This is a genomic window from Pseudomonas putida (assembly GCF_016406145.1).
Lineage (GTDB): Bacteria > Pseudomonadota > Gammaproteobacteria > Pseudomonadales > Pseudomonadaceae > Aquipseudomonas > Aquipseudomonas putida_E.
The window spans coordinates 19,368-35,120 of record NZ_CP066306.1; the positions used below are offsets into that span (position 1 = coordinate 19,368).

Consider the following 15,753-nt stretch of genomic DNA (forward strand, 5'->3'; position numbering starts at 1 on the left):
TGAAGGGCATCCAAGGGGGCGCAGCAGATGAAATTACTCGTAGCCGAAGATGAGCCAAAAATCGGGGCCTACCTGCAGCAAGGGCTGACGGAGGCAGGCTTTACCGTCGATCGTGTGGTCACAGGGACCGACGCGCTGCAATACGCTTTGAGCGAGGCGTATGACCTGCTGATTCTTGATGTAATGATGCCGGGGCTAGACGGCTGGGAGGTGCTGCGGATGGTACGTGCGGCAGGGAAAGAGGTCCCAGTCTTGTTTTTGACGGCCCGTGATGGCGTGGACGATCGCGTGAAAGGGTTAGAACTCGGGGCTGACGATTACCTGGTCAAACCCTTTGCATTCTCGGAACTGCTAGCGCGTGTGCGCACTTTGCTGCGAAGAGGCAGCAGTGGCTATGCTCAGACCACTATGAAGATGGCTGACCTGGAGGTAGACCTGCTTAAGCGCCGGGCCACCCGAAATGGCAAGCGGATCGACCTCACAGCCAAGGAGTTCTCCTTACTGGAACTACTCATGCGCCGACGCGGCGAGGTACTGCCGAAGTCCCTGATCGCATCGCAGGTGTGGGATATGAACTTCGACAGCGACACTAACGTGATCGAGGTTGCTGTTCGTAGGTTGCGGGCCAAGATTGATGACGATTTCGCCCCCAAGCTCATACATACAGTTCGTGGCATGGGCTATCTGATGGATGTTCCCGAGTAATGCGCGCCCAATCGTCGCTCGTTAAACGCCTTACCCTCATGTTCATGTTCGCGGTCATCGCCGTATTGGTCGTTGCCGGCGTGAGCTTCTACATGCTCAGTCAGCACCATTTCCAGATGCTGGATGAGCAAGCCCTGGCCGAGAAACTCGAATCCACCCGGCACATCCTTTCACTTTCAGCAGCACGTGATGAACTTGAGGATCAGGAGCCTCAACTGCGTGCTTTGTTGGGGGCTCATCAGGACCTTTCTGCGGAGATTCTTGATGCTGACGGTACTGTCCTGTTCTCGGACTCCAAGGCATCCCGCATCCCTGAGCGCTTTAAGCAGGCCTCTTCTGGCGCCGTTTGGGACTGGCAAATCGACTCGCGGAACTTCCGGGGGATTACCTCTCAACTGGCTATAGCGCAGGCGCAGGCGCCGGTAACAGTCATGTTGATGCTGGATGTCACCAGCCATGCCCACTTTTTCAAGACGCTGCAATGGTGGTTCGGCATTGGCTTGGTCATCAGCGCTCTGGTTAGTGCAGGATTGGGGTGGATCGTGGCCAAGAGCGGTCTTCGGCCGGTTGGGCAGATCACCAAGGTGGCGACATCCATGTCTGCCCGGTCCCTTCGCGAGCGAATTCCATTGGAGCCCGTGCCGCTTGAATTGCAGGAGCTGATCCTCTCCTTCAACGGAATGCTTGCACGCCTGGAAGACGCGTTCGTCCGGCTATCAAACTTCTCAGCCGACATCGCACATGAGCTGCGGACTCCGGTAAGTAATCTTCTGACGCATACCGAAGTCGTTCTGACCAAAAAACGCGACCTCGATGCCTACGAAGACAACCTCTACTCCAATCTTGAAGACCTCAAGCGCATGTCGCGCATGATCGATGACATGCTGTTCCTGGCAAAAGCTGATAACGGCTTGATCATCCCCGAGCAGGTTGATATCGATCTGGTCGGGCTAGTGTCCAGACTGATTGAGTACTACCAGCTTGCAGCCGAAGACCGAAGCATTCGGCTTGCCCTTCAAGGCGAAGGTACGATCCGTGGTGACCGGCTAATGATTGACCGGGCGGTTTCCAACATTCTATCCAACGCTTTGCGCTATACCCCCGAAGGCCACGATATCGCCGTCCGGATTGTCGAGGCGGCTGATCAAGTGAACCTGTCCGTCCAGAACAATGGGGCCACGATTGATCCGGAACATATCAACAAAATCTTCGACCGGTTCTATCGCGCTGACCCTGCAAGGCGGGAAGGAAGCCCAAGCAACGCCGGCTTGGGTCTGGCCATAACGCGTTCGATCATCGAGGCTCATGGTGGGCGAATTTGGTGTACCTCCGCTGACGGCGTGACGAGTTTTCACATCGCTCTGCCGCACGCCAAACAATCCACTTCCAAGCCTCAAACGGCTTAATGCTCATTTCATGCGTGTAACCTATACTCGGCCATCATGAACCGGCTCCTACGACTGTTCACCATCCTGCTTCTAATCGCATCGCTTCCTCTCAACGGCATGGCGGGAGTCGACTCAGCCATTGAACCATGCCCCATGCAAACCATGGGGATGGAGATGATGGCGGGGATGGATCACGATTGTTGCCAGGATACTGATCCAGGATCAGCTGCCGACCACTCCAAAGCCTGCAAAGTGGGCCAGGAGTGTAGAACCGCGAGCACAGTTCAGGTCGAAATAATTAACCCCACGCTCACCTATTCTGCGCCTAGGCCAGTAGATACCTATGCGGTGAGCCTCGTAAACAGGGCGCCTCCTGACCCTTGGCGGCCACCCCGCGCCTGATTACCTCTTAAATTCACCCCATCGTCCTGTTTTGCAGCCGGATGATGGCATGCGCTTGCGCGCTGATTTTTTGAGGAATCATTTCCATGACTCCCCCACGTTACCGATTAGGGATGGCATGTCTGGCCGCTCTGATCAGCCTGTTGTCGACGTTACCGGCTCAGGCTACACCGTTGTCTCTGGAGGAAGCGCTTCAACTTGCCGAACGCAATGCCCCCATCCTCCAGGCCAGGCAAGAGCAAATGACGGCCGCTCGACACGCTGTGATCCCAGCAGGCGAGCTGCCTGATCCACGTCTCAACCTAGGAGTGCAGAACCTTCCTGTTGACGGCAGTGATCGTTGGAGCATGAACCGCGATTTCATGACGATGCAGGTTGTCGGCCTCTCCCAGGAAGTACCAAACCGGGACAAGCGGGAGGCACGAGTTGAGACGGCACGAGCGAGCGTTGAGCGAGCCGATGCAGAGGCGGTGTTCGAGCGCTTAAAAGTGCGTGCTGCCACAGCCCAAGCTTGGGTCGCGGCGTACACCGTTCAACGGAAACTGCAGCAGTTTGAGGACTTCTACAAAGAAAACCGTCTGTTGGCCGCAGCAATCCGCGCACGCCTGGCCGGCGGTACCGGCGCGACGGCCGACGCACTTGCTCCTGACCAGGAAGCTGCGCAACTCGATGAGCAAAAAGATGTTCTGCTCACACAGGCCGCTCAGGCACGGGCTGCACTCAAGCGATGGATTGGAGAGGATGCTGATCCGCAAGCTCAAGCATTTCCGCGCTGGCCAGTGAGCGCGCCGGACTATCTACACGCTATACATGCACATCCAGAATTGGCGACCTACAACGCCCTTACGCGGGAAGCACAAGCTCAAGTGCACCAAGCCTTGGCAGAAAAGAAGTCGGACTGGGGGTGGCAGGTGGATTACCAGCGGCGCGGGCCTGAATTCAGCAATATGGTGAGCCTGCAGGTAAGTTTCCAACTGCCCTTGTTCGCTGGCTCACGGCAGGACCCGATGATCGCGGCACGTCGCGCACAAGTCCGGCAACTGGAGGACGAACAGGAAGCGGCATTGCGTGAGCATAAAGCGCAGCTGGAGACAGATCTTGCGGATTACCAGCGATTGCAGCGAGCAGTGCAGCGCAGCCGTGAAACATTGTTACCGCTAGCGGAGGATCGAGTCCGCCTCGCCCTTGCTGACTATCGAGCCGGTAAATCACCCTTAAGTGAGGTTCTCACCGCTCGACGTCAGCGGGTTGAAACACGACTGCAAGACATCGATCTGCAAGGACAGTTGGCCGCGACAGCTGCACGGCTGCACTTCGCGTATGGAGAGGTGCGCGCATGAGAAATTCAACTATCAGCCTTGTGGTATTGGCCGCGTTGGCTATCGGCGGTGGCGTTGGCTATCAGCTAGCAAAGCGTGGGCAGGTGTCCACTGCCTCCCCTGAAACGCTACAGAAGGTGCTGTATTGGTATGACCCGATGTACCCCCAGCAGCACTTTCCAGCACCGGGCAAGTCGCCCTTCATGGACATGCCACTGGTGCCGAAGTACCAGGAAAGCACCGCTGCTGAGGTGAGCCCCGCAGTTCAAGTTTCACAGGGGCTCCAACAAAACCTGGGGGTCCGTCTGGCTACCGTAGCGAAAGGGCAGCTTGCTCGAACCCTCCAGGTGAGCGGCGTGCTTACCTTCGATGAGCGGGATTTTAGCGTTCTGCAGGCTCGTACCGGTGGCTACGTCGAACGCACCTATGGCCGCGCTACAGGCGACGTGGTTGCCAAGGGCGCCCCATTGGCAGATGTGTTGACGCCTGAATGGGCGGGCTTGCAGGAAGAGTACCTGGCGCTTCAGCGATCTGGGGACAATGAATTGCGCGCTGCAGCTCGGCAACGACTACTGCTGGCGGGTATGCCTGCCGATCTTATCAACCGGATTGACCGTACGGGAAGGGTCCAGAATTCGGTAACGCTCTTGGCCCCAACAGCAGGCGTCCTTCAGGCTCTGGAATTGCGGCCAGGCATGACAATGACACCGGGTGCAACGTTGGCGAAGATCAATGGTATCGCGAACGTCTGGCTTGAGGCCGCAGTACCTGAAGCGCAAGCCCAAGGCCTACAGGAAGGACAGGCAGTGCAGGCGAATCTGGCAGCGTTCCCAGGCGAACCTGTTCCCGGCAAGCTGACCGCATTGCTGGCTGATGCGGATCTGCAAAGCCGCACCTTGCGGCTTCGTATAGAACTGCCCAACCCCGGCGGCCGGTTGCGCCCAGGCATGACCGCGCAGGTTTCCCTCCATCCGTCCGGGCAACAGGATGACAGCCTACTGGTGCCAGCCGAGGCGATCATTCGGACGGGGAAACGCGATCTCGTAATGGTGTCAGAAGACGGAGGTCGATTCCGGCCGGTGGAAGTAGTGCTCGGCCAGGAAAGTGCTGGCCAGGTGGTCGTGCTGCGAGGCCTTCAGGCGGGCCAGCGCGTTGTGGCGTCCGGGCAGTTTCTGCTGGACTCCGAAGCGAGCTTGAAAGGTATCGAGGCCGTTACTGCTGGCGATGCTCCACTTGCGCAACCTGTACAGCCGGCTCTACATCAGGCCAATGGGCGCATCGTTCAAATAGAAGGTAATCAGCTGACCATCGCTCATGGACCGTTCGTGACGCTGGGCATGCCTGGTATGACGATGACTTTCCCTGTGGCAGATCCCCGCTTGATTGCCGGACTCAAGGTTGGCGAACGCATCCGGTTTGGAGTGCGCGAGCGCGATGAAGGCATGGTCATCGAGCAAATAACCCAGCAGGAGAACCAGCCATGATCGCGAACCTGATTCGTTGGTCGGTTGGCAACCGCGTCCTGGTCCTGCTGGCAACACTGTTTGCCGTAGCTTGGGGCGTTTTCTCTCTGCGCAGTTTGCCGATCGACGCGTTGCCTGACCTGTCAGATGTGCAGGTGATTATCCGCACCTCCTACCCAGGGCAGGCACCGCAGATCGTGGAAAATCAGGTGACATATCCCCTGACCACCACAATGCTTTCCGTACCCGGAGCCAAGACAGTGCGGGGCTTTTCAGCATTTGGAGACAGCTTCGTATATGTGTTGTTTGAGGACGGCACAGATCTCTATTGGGCGCGGTCCAGGGTGCTCGAATACCTAAGCCAGGTTCAGTCTCGATTACCGGCGTCCGCTAAGCCAGTGCTCGGACCCGATGCCACTGGTGTAGGCTGGATCTACCAGTATGCGCTGGTGGACCGCAGTGGTACCCATGACCTGGCACAGCTGCGCAGCCTTCAGGACTGGTTCCTGCGCTTCGAGTTGAAAACTCTTCCGGACGTTGCCGAAGTGGCGACGATAGGCGGGATGGTCAAGCAGTACCAGGTAGTGCTCGATCCGCTGCGCATGGCCAGCTTGGGAATCACTCAAGTTGAGGTTTCGGACGCCATCGCCAAGGCCAATCAGGAAACCGGTGGCGGCGTGCTCGAACAAGGCGAAGCTGAGTTCATGGTAAGGGCTTCCGGCTATCTGAAGTCACTCGATGATTTCCGAGCCATTCCCCTGCGCCTGGCTGCGAAGGGTATACCCGTAACACTGGGCGATGTAGCCACTGTACAGCTGGGCCCTGAGGCACGTCGCGGCATCGGCGAGCTTGATGGACAGGGCGAAGCGGTGGGCGGCGTAGTAATTCTGCGCAGTGGCAAGAATGCGAAAGATGCCATCGCTCACGTCAAATCCAAGCTTGAATCGCTGGAAAAAAGCCTGCCTGCCGGGGTCGAGCTGGTCACTACCTACGACCGTAGCCAGTTGATCGATCGTGCTGTGGAAAATCTGAGCCAGAAGCTGATTGAAGAGTTCATCGTGGTCGCACTGGTGTGCGCTGCATTTCTTTGGCATCTGCGCTCATCGTTGGTCGCCATCGTCTCGCTTCCGGTTGGTGTCCTCATTGCCCTGATCGTCATGCGCCACCAGGGCATCAACGCCAACATCATGTCGCTTGGGGGCATAGCCATTGCAATCGGTGCGATGGTGGACGCCGCTGTGGTGATGATTGAGAACGCGCACAAACGGGTTGAGGCTTGGCATACGTGGCACCCTGGAAAGTCGTTGCGTGGCGAAGATCATTGGAAAGTGATGACTGAGGCAGCAGTCGAGGTCGGGCCTGCGCTGTTCTTCAGCCTCATGATCATTACGCTGTCCTTCATACCGGTATTCACCTTGCAGGCTCAGGAGGGAAGGCTGTTTGCGCCCCTCGCATTCACCAAGACTTATGCAATGGCAGCAGCAGCGGGCCTTTCGGTTACCCTGGTACCCGTGCTGATGGGGTACTGGATTCGGGGTCGTTTACCGGCAGAAGAGCGCAACCCACTCAATCGAACCCTGATACGGCTCTATCGCCCAGCATTGGAGATCGTTCTACGCCGGCCAAAGCTCACGTTGGCGGGTGCACTGTTGATTTTGCTCAGCAGTGTCTGGCCCCTGAGCCAGCTCGGCGGCGAATTCTTGCCGCCACTGGATGAAGGCGATTTGCTGTACATGCCGACTGCCCTGCCAGGTCTTTCGGCGCAGAAAGCCTCTGAGCTTTTGCAACGTACGGACCGGCTGATCCGAACGGTACCGGAGGTCGCCAGTGTCTTCGGTAAAGCGGGCCGGGCTGAATCAGCGACCGACCCGGCCCCGCTGGAGATGTTCGAGACGACTGTCCGACTTAAACCGAAGGATCAGTGGCGAGCAGGGATGACCACTGAGAAGCTGATCGAAGAGCTGGACCGTACCGTGCAGGTACCTGGGCTAACCAATATCTGGATCCCACCGATTCGAAACCGTATCGACATGCTCGCAACCGGTATCAAAAGCCCGATCGGCGTAAAGGTTGCCGGCAGCAATTTGAATGAGATCGACCGGGTGACTCTGGCTATCGAGAAGGTGGCCAAAACGGTTCCAGGGGTGACTTCCGCCCTCGCCGAGCGATTAACCGGTGGACGCTACATCGATCTGGATATCGACCGCCAATTCGCAGCGCGTTACGGCCTGAACATTGCTGATGTCCAAGCGATTGTTGCCGGCGCCGTTGGGGGCGAAAACATCGGCGAAACCGTAGAAGGCCTGGCGCGATATCCCATCAGTGTTCGGTACCCACGGGAGTGGCGTGACTCTGTTGATGCCCTGCGGCAGCTACCGATTTACACCAGCCAAGGGGGGCGAATCACACTGGGAACCGTGGCACGGGTGCGTATTGCGGACGGTCCACCCATGCTCAAGAGTGAAAACGCGCGCCCCTCGGGCTGGGTGTATATCGACGTGCGGAGACGGGACCTGTCCTCCGTCGTTGCCGACCTGCGCCGGCTAGTCGATCAGCAGGTGAAGCTCGATCCTGGCATAAGCTTGAGCTATTCCGGGCAGTTCGAATACCTGGAGCGCGCCAATGCGCGCTTAGCATGGGTAGTACCGGCGACGCTGGCCATTATTTTCGTCCTTCTCTACCTCACGTTTGGCCGCCTCGGTGAAGCGCTGCTGATCATGGCTACCTTGCCATTTGCGCTAACCGGCGGCGTATGGCTGCTGTACATGATGGGCTACAACCTGTCGGTGGCCACGGGTGTCGGTTTTATCGCCTTGGCTGGGGTCGCAGCAGAGTTTGGAGTCATCATGCTGATCTACCTCAACAATGCCTGGACTGAACGAAACGGCAACGGTACGCAGGGGCAACCTGCGCTTCTGGATGCTATCCGCGAAGGGGCCGTGCAGCGCATCCGCCCCAAAGCCATGACCGTAGCAGTGATCGTCGCAGGCTTGATGCCAATCCTCTGGAGTAGCGGTACCGGCAGCGAAGTCATGAGCCGGATCGCTGTACCCATGGTCGGCGGCATGCTCACCGCGCCTTTGCTCTCACTATTTGTAATCCCTGCGGCTTACTGGCTCGTCAGGCGCCGCGGACTCGCTGTACACGATAACCCCCAAACAGGAGTAACCCGATGAAGAAGCTACTGATCAGCGCTGGCCTGGTGTTCGCCGTTGCGGCGGCGGTGCAGGCCCAAGACATGTATGGCACGGATATGAAGAATATGCCCATGGAAGGCAACGAGACCCAAGGCAGCCAGGCGGCTCCGACTGCATCGGCTGAGGGAACCATCAAAGCTTTGGAACCAGGTAAAGTTACCTTGGCGCATGGACCAGTATCAGCCCTGAAATGGCCGGCAATGACCATGGGCTTCAGCGCTACCGAGCAGCAACTCAAGGGACTCAAGGTAGGCGACAAGGTCAGCTTCGATTTCCGAATGAATGGGGGCACAGCGACGATCGTAGGCATTCGCAAGCAGTGACGGATTGACTTCTAACCCTGCCTATTAGAGCTGATAGGCAGGGTCATTTAGCCAAACTTTGGAAAAAGTGCTGCCGCAATTCCTGACCGCGCCGCCTTCAGCTCTGTGCCTCGGGACGCTAGTTGGTCTTTGCGCTCTGTAGCCGGGATGCATTCAGATCAGAGTAGTAGCTGACGTTTGAGCAGAGATCTTCGTGCATCACGATCTATATGGGTCGAAAGCGGACAGGGCATCGCAAAGTCATCCAACTGCCTGAGTTATCCGAACGCCAACAAGGATTCCACCGAGCTTGTCGACAAGAAAACCCGCGACAACTCAGAGTGTTATCCGAGCAAACAGACTTTGGATACCCTATTCCCGCTAGAAACACTGCCGCTGAAACCCTCCTGGCATGTAGCTCCTTCGTCCTACGCTTCAGCCTCTATGACCCCCACCCAACCTTTCGCGCAGGTGCGGAACGAACCTAGGCGTAACGCGGGTATAAGCTTCGTAGGCAGCGCCAAACTGCTTGTGCATTTCCCGCTCTTCGGAAACCGCCAAACGCCCGTACATCACCAGCAACACCGGGAACATTGCCAGCGTCAGCAGCGTCGGCCACTGAAGGAGAAAGCCCAGAAGAATCAGCACAAATGCCACGTACTGCGGATGTCTGATCCAGCCATAGGGCCCGACCGTTGCAAGTGAACGGCGGCGTTGCGCGTGATATAGCACGTTCCAGGCGGCAGAAAGCAAATAGAAGCCGAAACCCAGGAATAGGTAACTGGCAATGTGCAAAACACTGAAGTGTGGGTTGCCCTGGTCACCGAGCAACGTCGACCACAGATGGCCGGATTCGTGGGAAAGCAGATCGAGGTTGGGGAACCTGGCCTGCAACCAGCCTGACAACAGATAGATCGTCAGGGGGAAGCCATACATTTCCACAAACAGGGCAACGATGAAGGCCGAGAATGCACCGAAGCTCCTCCAGTCTCTCGCCGTTGCCGGCTTGAAGAAACTGAAGGCAAACATGATGAAGATCGCGGAGTTGATGAAAACCAGCGACCAGAGGCCATACGCGCTTTCACCATGATTCATGATGGATCTCCCGGCTTATGGATATCAGCCTTATCGGAGGGGGCCGGTTTGCTCTGGCCCTGGTGATGGTGTCCCCCATGTCCTCGATGCATGAAGACATGCATCAGCGGACAGGCGAGCAACAACAGATAAGGCAGGGCTCCAACGACATGGGCAAGGTGCTCGGTGAGCAGGAAGTAGACGGCGATCCCACCGATTACCACCAGGCCGATTGCATAGCGTGAACGCCAGAAACTGTGTGGTGAGCCGTTTTCATCGAAGTGAGGGTTCATAGCGACTCCTGGGAAAGGAGATGGGTTACTTCGATGCAGCAGATGGCATGCGGTCCATCATCATCTGCATCATCGACTCCATCATGTCCATGCGCTTTTCCATCATCTGGTGGCGGGCGGCCATATCCCCGCCCATGCCGCCATGCATGCCCCCCATTTCAGGCATGCCACCCTCCATGGACTTCATCATGGCCATGCCATTTTTCATCAGCGCCATATGCTCGGCCATCAACGCCTGACGGGCTTCCGGCGTTTTGGCTGCAGCCATCTTTTCGTGCATGGCTTGCATGGCCTTCATTTGCTGGTCCATCGCCGCCATTTGCCCTTTGTCCATTGGCTGAGAAGGCGTCTTCTCGGTAGCCGCCGCGCTTGGCGCATCGGCCGGGTGATGTGTCGAGTGTTCATCGGTGTTTTGCGCCATGGCGCCCACGGACGCTGCGGCCAAACAAAGTCCGATCAGTAAATTTCGAACGTTGTTCATCATCATCTCCTTAGCACTGTTTTAAAGCCGGATGCCTTGGTCTGGGCGCTAGGCCTCACCTGGCACGACAAGCAAATTACTGCGCCGGCGTGAATGCTCATTTTTCGCGTCGTGCTCGGGTTGTACACCGACGGGCTATTATTGGGCACTCGGCGGCTCGAAGCTGATCCCGTTTGGCCCGGCGCCAACCTTATGGGTAGCAACGACCTTTCGGCTGCTCGTATCGATGACAGATACGGTGCCCGCTTCAATATTGCTGACAAACACATAAGCGCCGTCGCTGCTGATGGCCACACCATGGGCACCCTTGCCGGTGGTCACGGTGCCCAGGCTGCTACGCGTCTGGAGATCTACGATGGAGACTCGGTCGTCCGGATTCTGGCCACTGCCCTGATTCGCGACATAGACCTGGCGACCGTCAACGGTGGCCATCATCTGGATTGGCGTGCGGCCGACATCAACCTTGCTGATCACCTTGCGTCTGGCCGTGTCGATGATGCCAAGCTGATTTGTCGCACTGAGCGAGACGAATGCCAGGCGACCGTCAGGGGCAAAGCCGACCTGGACAGGGCCTTTGCCCACGGGAATCTGCGCGGTTTCTTTGAGTGTGACGACATCGATAAGCGATACGCTGTCGCTCTTCATGTTCGCGATATAGAGTGTCCGGCCATCAGGGCTCAAGCGCAGCCCATGGGGATAACGCCCAGTTGGAATACCGGGCAACTCGATTCGCTGCTCAAGGTCAAATACTCGCACCTGGTTGGCAGCGGAATCGGTCACAAAAGCTCGCAGCCCGGTGACGTCGGTGACCACATGAGCCGGGTGATCGCCTGCCGGGAAGCTGAACGGTGGCCTGTCCAGCGCGCTGGTACTGAACACCAGCAACTGCCCACCGGGCTTTTCACCGCTCGAATGCCCCGCATGTCCAGCCACTCCAACAACCAGAAGCAAGCTGCCGTCGGGCGAAACCTGTAGGTTGTGGGGTGCGATCGGCAAGGCGACCGTGCTCACATCACCTGTCGCAAGATTTACCTGGCTAATGGAAGCGGACCGTTCATTGGCCGTGTAGACGTTACCCGTAGGGTTTGCCATGACCAGCCCCAGAGGGATGAGCAGGGATATCCCCAAGGCCATAGAACTAAACCGCTTGGCAGTCATCATTGTGAATGAGCTCCAACGAGGGGCCGGGGTATGTGAGCCAGGCTGGCCTATACATTTACTCAAGATAAACACCAATCGCGAAGCATTTTCTTGATCAGCGTCAACGTCCACAGCTTGACTCGGCACTGGGTGATCGAAGGCCGTCCATTTCTTGGGGAGTATTGCTGGCTATCCCGACCCGGAGTCAGTCGACATCAGGCTGTATATGAAGAAACCGCGCCATGAAACATGGCACGGCGGCTTGCCATCTGAGCGGTAACGAGACTTAGCGACTGACTTTGGTTGGGTAACCAAGCGCCTGGACCAGTGCACCGACGCGTTCCGCCTCGATGTTGCTTTGGACACTCACTGTACCGGCAGCACGATCAACGATCACCTTCGCGTCGCCATCGGCAGCCTGGATGGCCTTGGTGATCTTGTTGACACAACTGCCACATCCCATACCGGAAACTTCCAAAACGAACATAGCGGGCCTCTCATGCTGGTACGGCTTTTCTCGCCGCATTTACAGCTTCAACCTTGACACGATGACAAGGTCAAGGCCCGGTCAAAGGATTTATCTTCGCCCTGAAATCTTGTCCAACTCCTCTGGCGGCGGCCCCTGCTGCATCACAATTGTCCCTTACGATCTTGGCAGAAGATGGCGGACGTCGCAGTTGCCCGATGTCCTCCATCAGGACCAGATTGGCGCCGAACTCGCGGACATACCCGCTAAGGCCAAAGCCCTAGACAGTCAGTCATATGGATCAGGCGTTGAAACGCTGATGGCGGAACTTCCTCTCATAGGTTGCGGTGTGCCCATTTCAGTCTGTGACTACGCGCTTCAGCCGCAGTGCGTTGAATACCACGGAAGCCGAACTTACGCTCATGGCCAATGCCGCAATCATCGGTGACAATAGATGGCCGGTAAGCGGGTAGAACAAACCTGCCGCCAGCGGTATGCCCATAGCGTTGTAGAAGAATGCGAAGCCCAAGTTTTGACGCATGTTCTTCACCGTGGCCACGGATAGTGTTCTGGCCCGCAGGATGCCCATCAGGTCGCCCTTGACCAGCGTCAACTGGGAGCTGTTCATGGCAACATCGGTGCCAGTTCCCATGGCGATCCCGACATCAGCCCGGGCCAGCGCAGGGGCATCGTTGATCCCATCTCCTGCCATGGCAACCCGGCGCTTATCGCCCTGCAGGAGCGCCACCAGTTGCTCCTTGTCCTCGGGTTTCACTTCTCCGTGGACTTCCTCGATGCCGAGTTGTTTCGCGACCGCACGTGCCGTAGTCAGGCCGTCGCCGGTGGCCATGATGACCTTCACATCTTCTGCCTGTAGCCGGGTTACCGCCTCCTTGGAGGTGGGTTTGACCGGATCGGACACCGCTAGCAGGCCAGCGAGCACGCCATCGACGGCCAAGTACATGATACTCATGCCTTCCAGACGCAGCTGCTCGGCGCGGTCTCGCAACGGACTGGTGTCGAGGCCAGCCTCTTCCATCAAGGTCGTGTTGCCAAGCTGCAGCCGTTTGCCGTTCACCTGGCCACGTACACCGATCCCAGAGCCCGACTCAAACGCCTCTGGCTTGGACAAGCTGTGTCCATGCGCTCGCGCATGATCGACAATCGCATGTGCCAGCGGATGCTCGCTGCCTTGGTCCAGGCTGGCGGCAAGGCGCAAGACTTCGGGTGGCATGAACTGCCCGGTACCGACCACGCTATGAAACACTGGCCGGCCCTCGGTGAGGGTCCCGGTCTTGTCGACGATCAGCGTGTCGATCTTGCAGAGGTTCTCGATAGCACTGGCGTCTCGGAAGAGCACGCCACTGCTGGCAGCCTTCCCGGTAGCGACCATGATCGACATGGGAGTGGCTAGGCCGAGCGCGCAGGGGCAGGCAATGATCAGGACCGCGACCGCATTGATCAGGCCGAAGACCCAGCCAGGCTCCGGTCCGAAAAGCCCCCAGCCGAAGAGCGTGACCAGCGCGACCAGAATCACCCCCATGACGAAATAGCCGGCCACGGTGTCCGCCATCCGCTGCATCGGGGCTTTCGAGCGCTGAGCCCGCGCGACCATCTGCACGATTTGCGAGAGCACTGTCTCGGCGCCGACCTTCTGCGCCGCCATCACAAGGCTGCCGTGGGTATTCAGCGTGGCACCGATGAGTGCATCCCCAGCTTTCTTCATCACTGGCACGGGCTCGCCTGTCAGCATGGATTCATCGATAGCACTTTCGCCTTCCAGGACCACCCCGTCGACCGGCACCTTCTCGCCAGGGCGAACGCGCAGGTGGTCGCCCGTATGCACGTGGGTGAGCGGAATATCTTCCTCCTGACCATCGGCCCCGATGCGACGGGCCGTCTTGGGGGCAAGACCCAGGAGCGACTTGATGGCGGCGGAGGTTTGTGAGCGCGCCTTGAGCTCGAGCATTTGGCCGAGCAACGTTAATGAGATGATGACTGCAGCCGCTTCGAAGTAGACACCGATGCGGCCATCCTGCATGAAAGTCGTCGGGAAAACCTGCGGGAACACTGTGGCCGCAACGCTGTATAGGTACGCCGCAGCCGTTCCCAAACCTATCAGGGTCCACATATTCGGGCTGCGATTACGAATCGATGCGACCCCACGCACGAAAAACGGCCAGCCAGCCCATAGTGTCACGGGAGTGGCCAGAATCAACTCCACCCAATTCTGTGTGGCACCATGCAGCAATTGGAGTTGGTGGGCAGTCATGGCCAACACGGTCACGATGACCGTCAGGGGCAAGGTCCACCAGAAGCGGCGGGAGAAGTCCTTGAGTTCCGGGTTCTCGTCTTCCTCAAGCTCCGGTATTACCGGCTCTAGGGCCATGCCACAGATTGGGCAACTGCCCGGCCCACGCTGGCGGATTTGGGGATGCATCGGGCAAGTGTATTCGGCGTCCGCCGCGTTGCTTGGCTGCGGGGCAGCCGAGTGGAGATGGCCCGCGTGTTCTTGGTCCTGGGGAGGGCTAAGATAATGCACAGGCGCTGCGCGGAATTTCGTCAGGCACTTTTCACTGCAGAAGCGGTATGTCCTTCCCTCGTATAGCTCGAAGTAGCGACTATCCGGTGGCACCGTCATACCGCATACCAAATCGCGCTGACTACCATCCGGTTGCTCATGCGGGTGCGAGTGGTCATGGTCATGGTCATGGTCATGGTCATGCTGGCACGATTCGGTGTGCATGAAGTAGTTCCCTTTGTTGTCCGGTTTGGACGAGTTTTCACCCTTCTGGTGAGAATACCCGCCATGGTTGTGCCCGAAGAGTTGCGTCAGCGGACAGAGCAACAAAATTAAATAACTGTAGTGCCTGTGACAGGTGGCCATAGTGCACGAGCCACATAAAACAGGCCAAATATGGCCAGCATGATCAGTGCAATACCGCCTTTAGTCCGCCAAAAAGGTATTGCCAGATCTGTACCACGGCGATGGGCTCCGTCATGATCAACTCCCAAGCTGGGTGGGAAATATCGGCCGCTGCCGTATTGTCCAGCCTAGACAACATCTCCTTGAACAGCTGTGACGCCAATCAATGCTCCTGTAAGCGTGTCGATTATTGTTGTGGTGTAGCGTCATGGCATAGATCATTTCTGGAGGTTGCTGATCCTGCTGCTGCACCAGTGGTTGCCCTTCGACAATGCGCTGGCTGCCTTGTACCCCGGCGAGGGAGTGCCCAAGCCGCTGGAGGAGTACGACGCCGGCTCCCGGTGGGGAACGCCGTCCATGCTTTCCTGCCTGGACGGCCTATACTTGCTCGACCCCTTCTACCAGGCCTGTCAGGAAGGCCTGCCCAGTGGGCTGTAACGCCTGGAGGAGATCGCTTCTGACCAGTTCCGTCAAAGCGAGTACTTCCTCAGTTACTTCCACGCCAACGCATTGGAAGACGAGGTGCAGTTCGTTCTCCAGTTGCCGGCCAAGGTAGCCTTATGCGATCTAACAGCTCAAGCCCCAGACCTGATACAT

12 protein-coding genes and 1 pseudogene are annotated in these 15,753 nt (G+C 57.8%); 7 read left to right on the top strand and 6 right to left on the bottom strand.

The genetic code is table 11. The features are described 5' to 3' along the window. Nucleotides 1-27: 27 nt before the first annotated feature. The 6 genes from JET17_RS00085 (at nucleotide 28) to JET17_RS00110 (ending at nucleotide 8,797) form a co-directional block, all read left to right on the top strand. Nucleotides 28-705: a heavy metal response regulator transcription factor gene (locus JET17_RS00085; protein ID WP_011953086.1), complete on the top strand. Its 678-nt coding sequence runs from the start codon at nucleotides 28-30 to the stop codon at nucleotides 703-705. Next, entirely contained in the window at nucleotides 705-2,111 is a 1,407-nt protein-coding gene (locus JET17_RS00090; RefSeq protein WP_011953087.1) for a heavy metal sensor histidine kinase, read from the top strand. The genes JET17_RS00085 and JET17_RS00090 overlap by 1 nt, the downstream gene beginning before the upstream one ends. A gap of 470 nt (nucleotides 2,112-2,581) precedes the next feature. Further along, nucleotides 2,582-3,835, top strand: coding sequence for a TolC family protein (locus JET17_RS00095; RefSeq protein WP_011953089.1), 1,254 nt, complete (start codon nucleotides 2,582-2,584; stop codon nucleotides 3,833-3,835). Further along, complete coding sequence (locus tag JET17_RS00100) at nucleotides 3,832-5,298, top strand: efflux RND transporter periplasmic adaptor subunit (protein ID WP_011953090.1); 1,467 nt, start codon at nucleotides 3,832-3,834, stop codon at nucleotides 5,296-5,298. The genes JET17_RS00095 and JET17_RS00100 overlap by 4 nt, the downstream gene beginning before the upstream one ends. Further along, entirely contained in the window at nucleotides 5,295-8,453 is a 3,159-nt protein-coding gene (locus JET17_RS00105; protein ID WP_011953091.1) for an efflux RND transporter permease subunit, read from the top strand. Before JET17_RS00100 ends, JET17_RS00105 begins: the two co-directional genes overlap by 4 nt. After that, nucleotides 8,450-8,797, top strand: coding sequence for a copper-binding protein (locus tag JET17_RS00110; protein ID WP_011953092.1), 348 nt, complete (start codon nucleotides 8,450-8,452; stop codon nucleotides 8,795-8,797). The genes JET17_RS00105 and JET17_RS00110 overlap by 4 nt, the downstream gene beginning before the upstream one ends. A 414-nt stretch (nucleotides 8,798-9,211) precedes the next feature. Here the strand turns inward: JET17_RS00110 and JET17_RS00115 are convergent, their stop codons facing one another. From JET17_RS00115 to JET17_RS00140, 6 genes are all read right to left on the bottom strand, one after another. After that, a complete protein-coding gene (locus JET17_RS00115; RefSeq protein WP_011953093.1) occupies nucleotides 9,212-9,871 on the bottom strand; it encodes a methyltransferase family protein in 660 nt (219 codons plus the stop codon). After that, entirely contained in the window at nucleotides 9,868-10,143 is a 276-nt protein-coding gene (locus JET17_RS00120) for a DUF2933 domain-containing protein (RefSeq protein WP_011953094.1), read from the bottom strand. The genes JET17_RS00115 and JET17_RS00120 overlap by 4 nt, the downstream gene beginning before the upstream one ends. A gap of 25 nt (nucleotides 10,144-10,168) precedes the next feature. Next, a complete protein-coding gene (locus JET17_RS00125; protein WP_011953095.1) occupies nucleotides 10,169-10,624 on the bottom strand; it encodes a hypothetical protein in 456 nt (151 codons plus the stop codon). Nucleotides 10,625-10,762: 138 nt separating this feature from the next. Next, nucleotides 10,763-11,785 carry a cytochrome D1 domain-containing protein gene (locus JET17_RS00130; RefSeq protein WP_011953096.1) on the bottom strand — a complete coding sequence of 341 codons (1,023 nt, stop codon included), beginning with the start codon at nucleotides 11,783-11,785 and terminating at the stop codon, nucleotides 10,763-10,765. 265 nt (nucleotides 11,786-12,050) lie between these two features. Further along, nucleotides 12,051-12,251 (bottom strand): heavy-metal-associated domain-containing protein, encoded by a 201-nt coding sequence (locus JET17_RS00135; RefSeq protein ID WP_004575963.1) that lies wholly within the window; start codon nucleotides 12,249-12,251, stop codon nucleotides 12,051-12,053. A 337-nt stretch (nucleotides 12,252-12,588) separates the two neighbouring features. Then, nucleotides 12,589-15,117: a heavy metal translocating P-type ATPase gene (locus tag JET17_RS00140; RefSeq protein ID WP_135192439.1), complete on the bottom strand. Its 2,529-nt coding sequence runs from the start codon at nucleotides 15,115-15,117 to the stop codon at nucleotides 12,589-12,591. A 249-nt stretch (nucleotides 15,118-15,366) separates the two neighbouring features. Between JET17_RS00140 and JET17_RS00145 the strand changes: the two are divergent. After that, nucleotides 15,367-15,702, top strand: a pseudogene (locus JET17_RS00145) (helix-turn-helix transcriptional regulator); the annotation flags it as partial. Between the last annotated feature and the right edge of the window lie 51 nt (nucleotides 15,703-15,753).

What these genes read in the sequence shown, in the direction of transcription:
- JET17_RS00095 (WP_011953089.1), top strand. Translation starts at nt 2,582, where the DNA reads ATGACTCCCCCACGTTACCGATTAGGGATGGCATGTCTGGCCGCTCTG.
- JET17_RS00120 (WP_011953094.1), bottom strand. Translation starts at nt 10,143, where the DNA reads ATGAACCCTCACTTCGATGAAAACGGCTCACCACACAGTTTCTGGCGT.
- JET17_RS00140 (WP_135192439.1), bottom strand. Translation starts at nt 15,117, where the DNA reads ATGGCCACCTGTCACAGGCACTACAGTTATTTAATTTTGTTGCTCTGT.
- JET17_RS00135 (WP_004575963.1), bottom strand. Translation starts at nt 12,251, where the DNA reads ATGTTCGTTTTGGAAGTTTCCGGTATGGGATGTGGCAGTTGTGTCAAC.
- JET17_RS00085 (WP_011953086.1), top strand. Translation starts at nt 28, where the DNA reads ATGAAATTACTCGTAGCCGAAGATGAGCCAAAAATCGGGGCCTACCTG.
- JET17_RS00130 (WP_011953096.1), bottom strand. Translation starts at nt 11,785, where the DNA reads ATGATGACTGCCAAGCGGTTTAGTTCTATGGCCTTGGGGATATCCCTG.
- JET17_RS00125 (WP_011953095.1), bottom strand. Translation starts at nt 10,624, where the DNA reads ATGAACAACGTTCGAAATTTACTGATCGGACTTTGTTTGGCCGCAGCG.
- JET17_RS00100 (WP_011953090.1), top strand. Translation starts at nt 3,832, where the DNA reads ATGAGAAATTCAACTATCAGCCTTGTGGTATTGGCCGCGTTGGCTATC.
- JET17_RS00105 (WP_011953091.1), top strand. Translation starts at nt 5,295, where the DNA reads ATGATCGCGAACCTGATTCGTTGGTCGGTTGGCAACCGCGTCCTGGTC.
- JET17_RS00090 (WP_011953087.1), top strand. Translation starts at nt 705, where the DNA reads ATGCGCGCCCAATCGTCGCTCGTTAAACGCCTTACCCTCATGTTCATG.
- JET17_RS00110 (WP_011953092.1), top strand. Translation starts at nt 8,450, where the DNA reads ATGAAGAAGCTACTGATCAGCGCTGGCCTGGTGTTCGCCGTTGCGGCG.
- JET17_RS00115 (WP_011953093.1), bottom strand. Translation starts at nt 9,871, where the DNA reads ATGAATCATGGTGAAAGCGCGTATGGCCTCTGGTCGCTGGTTTTCATC.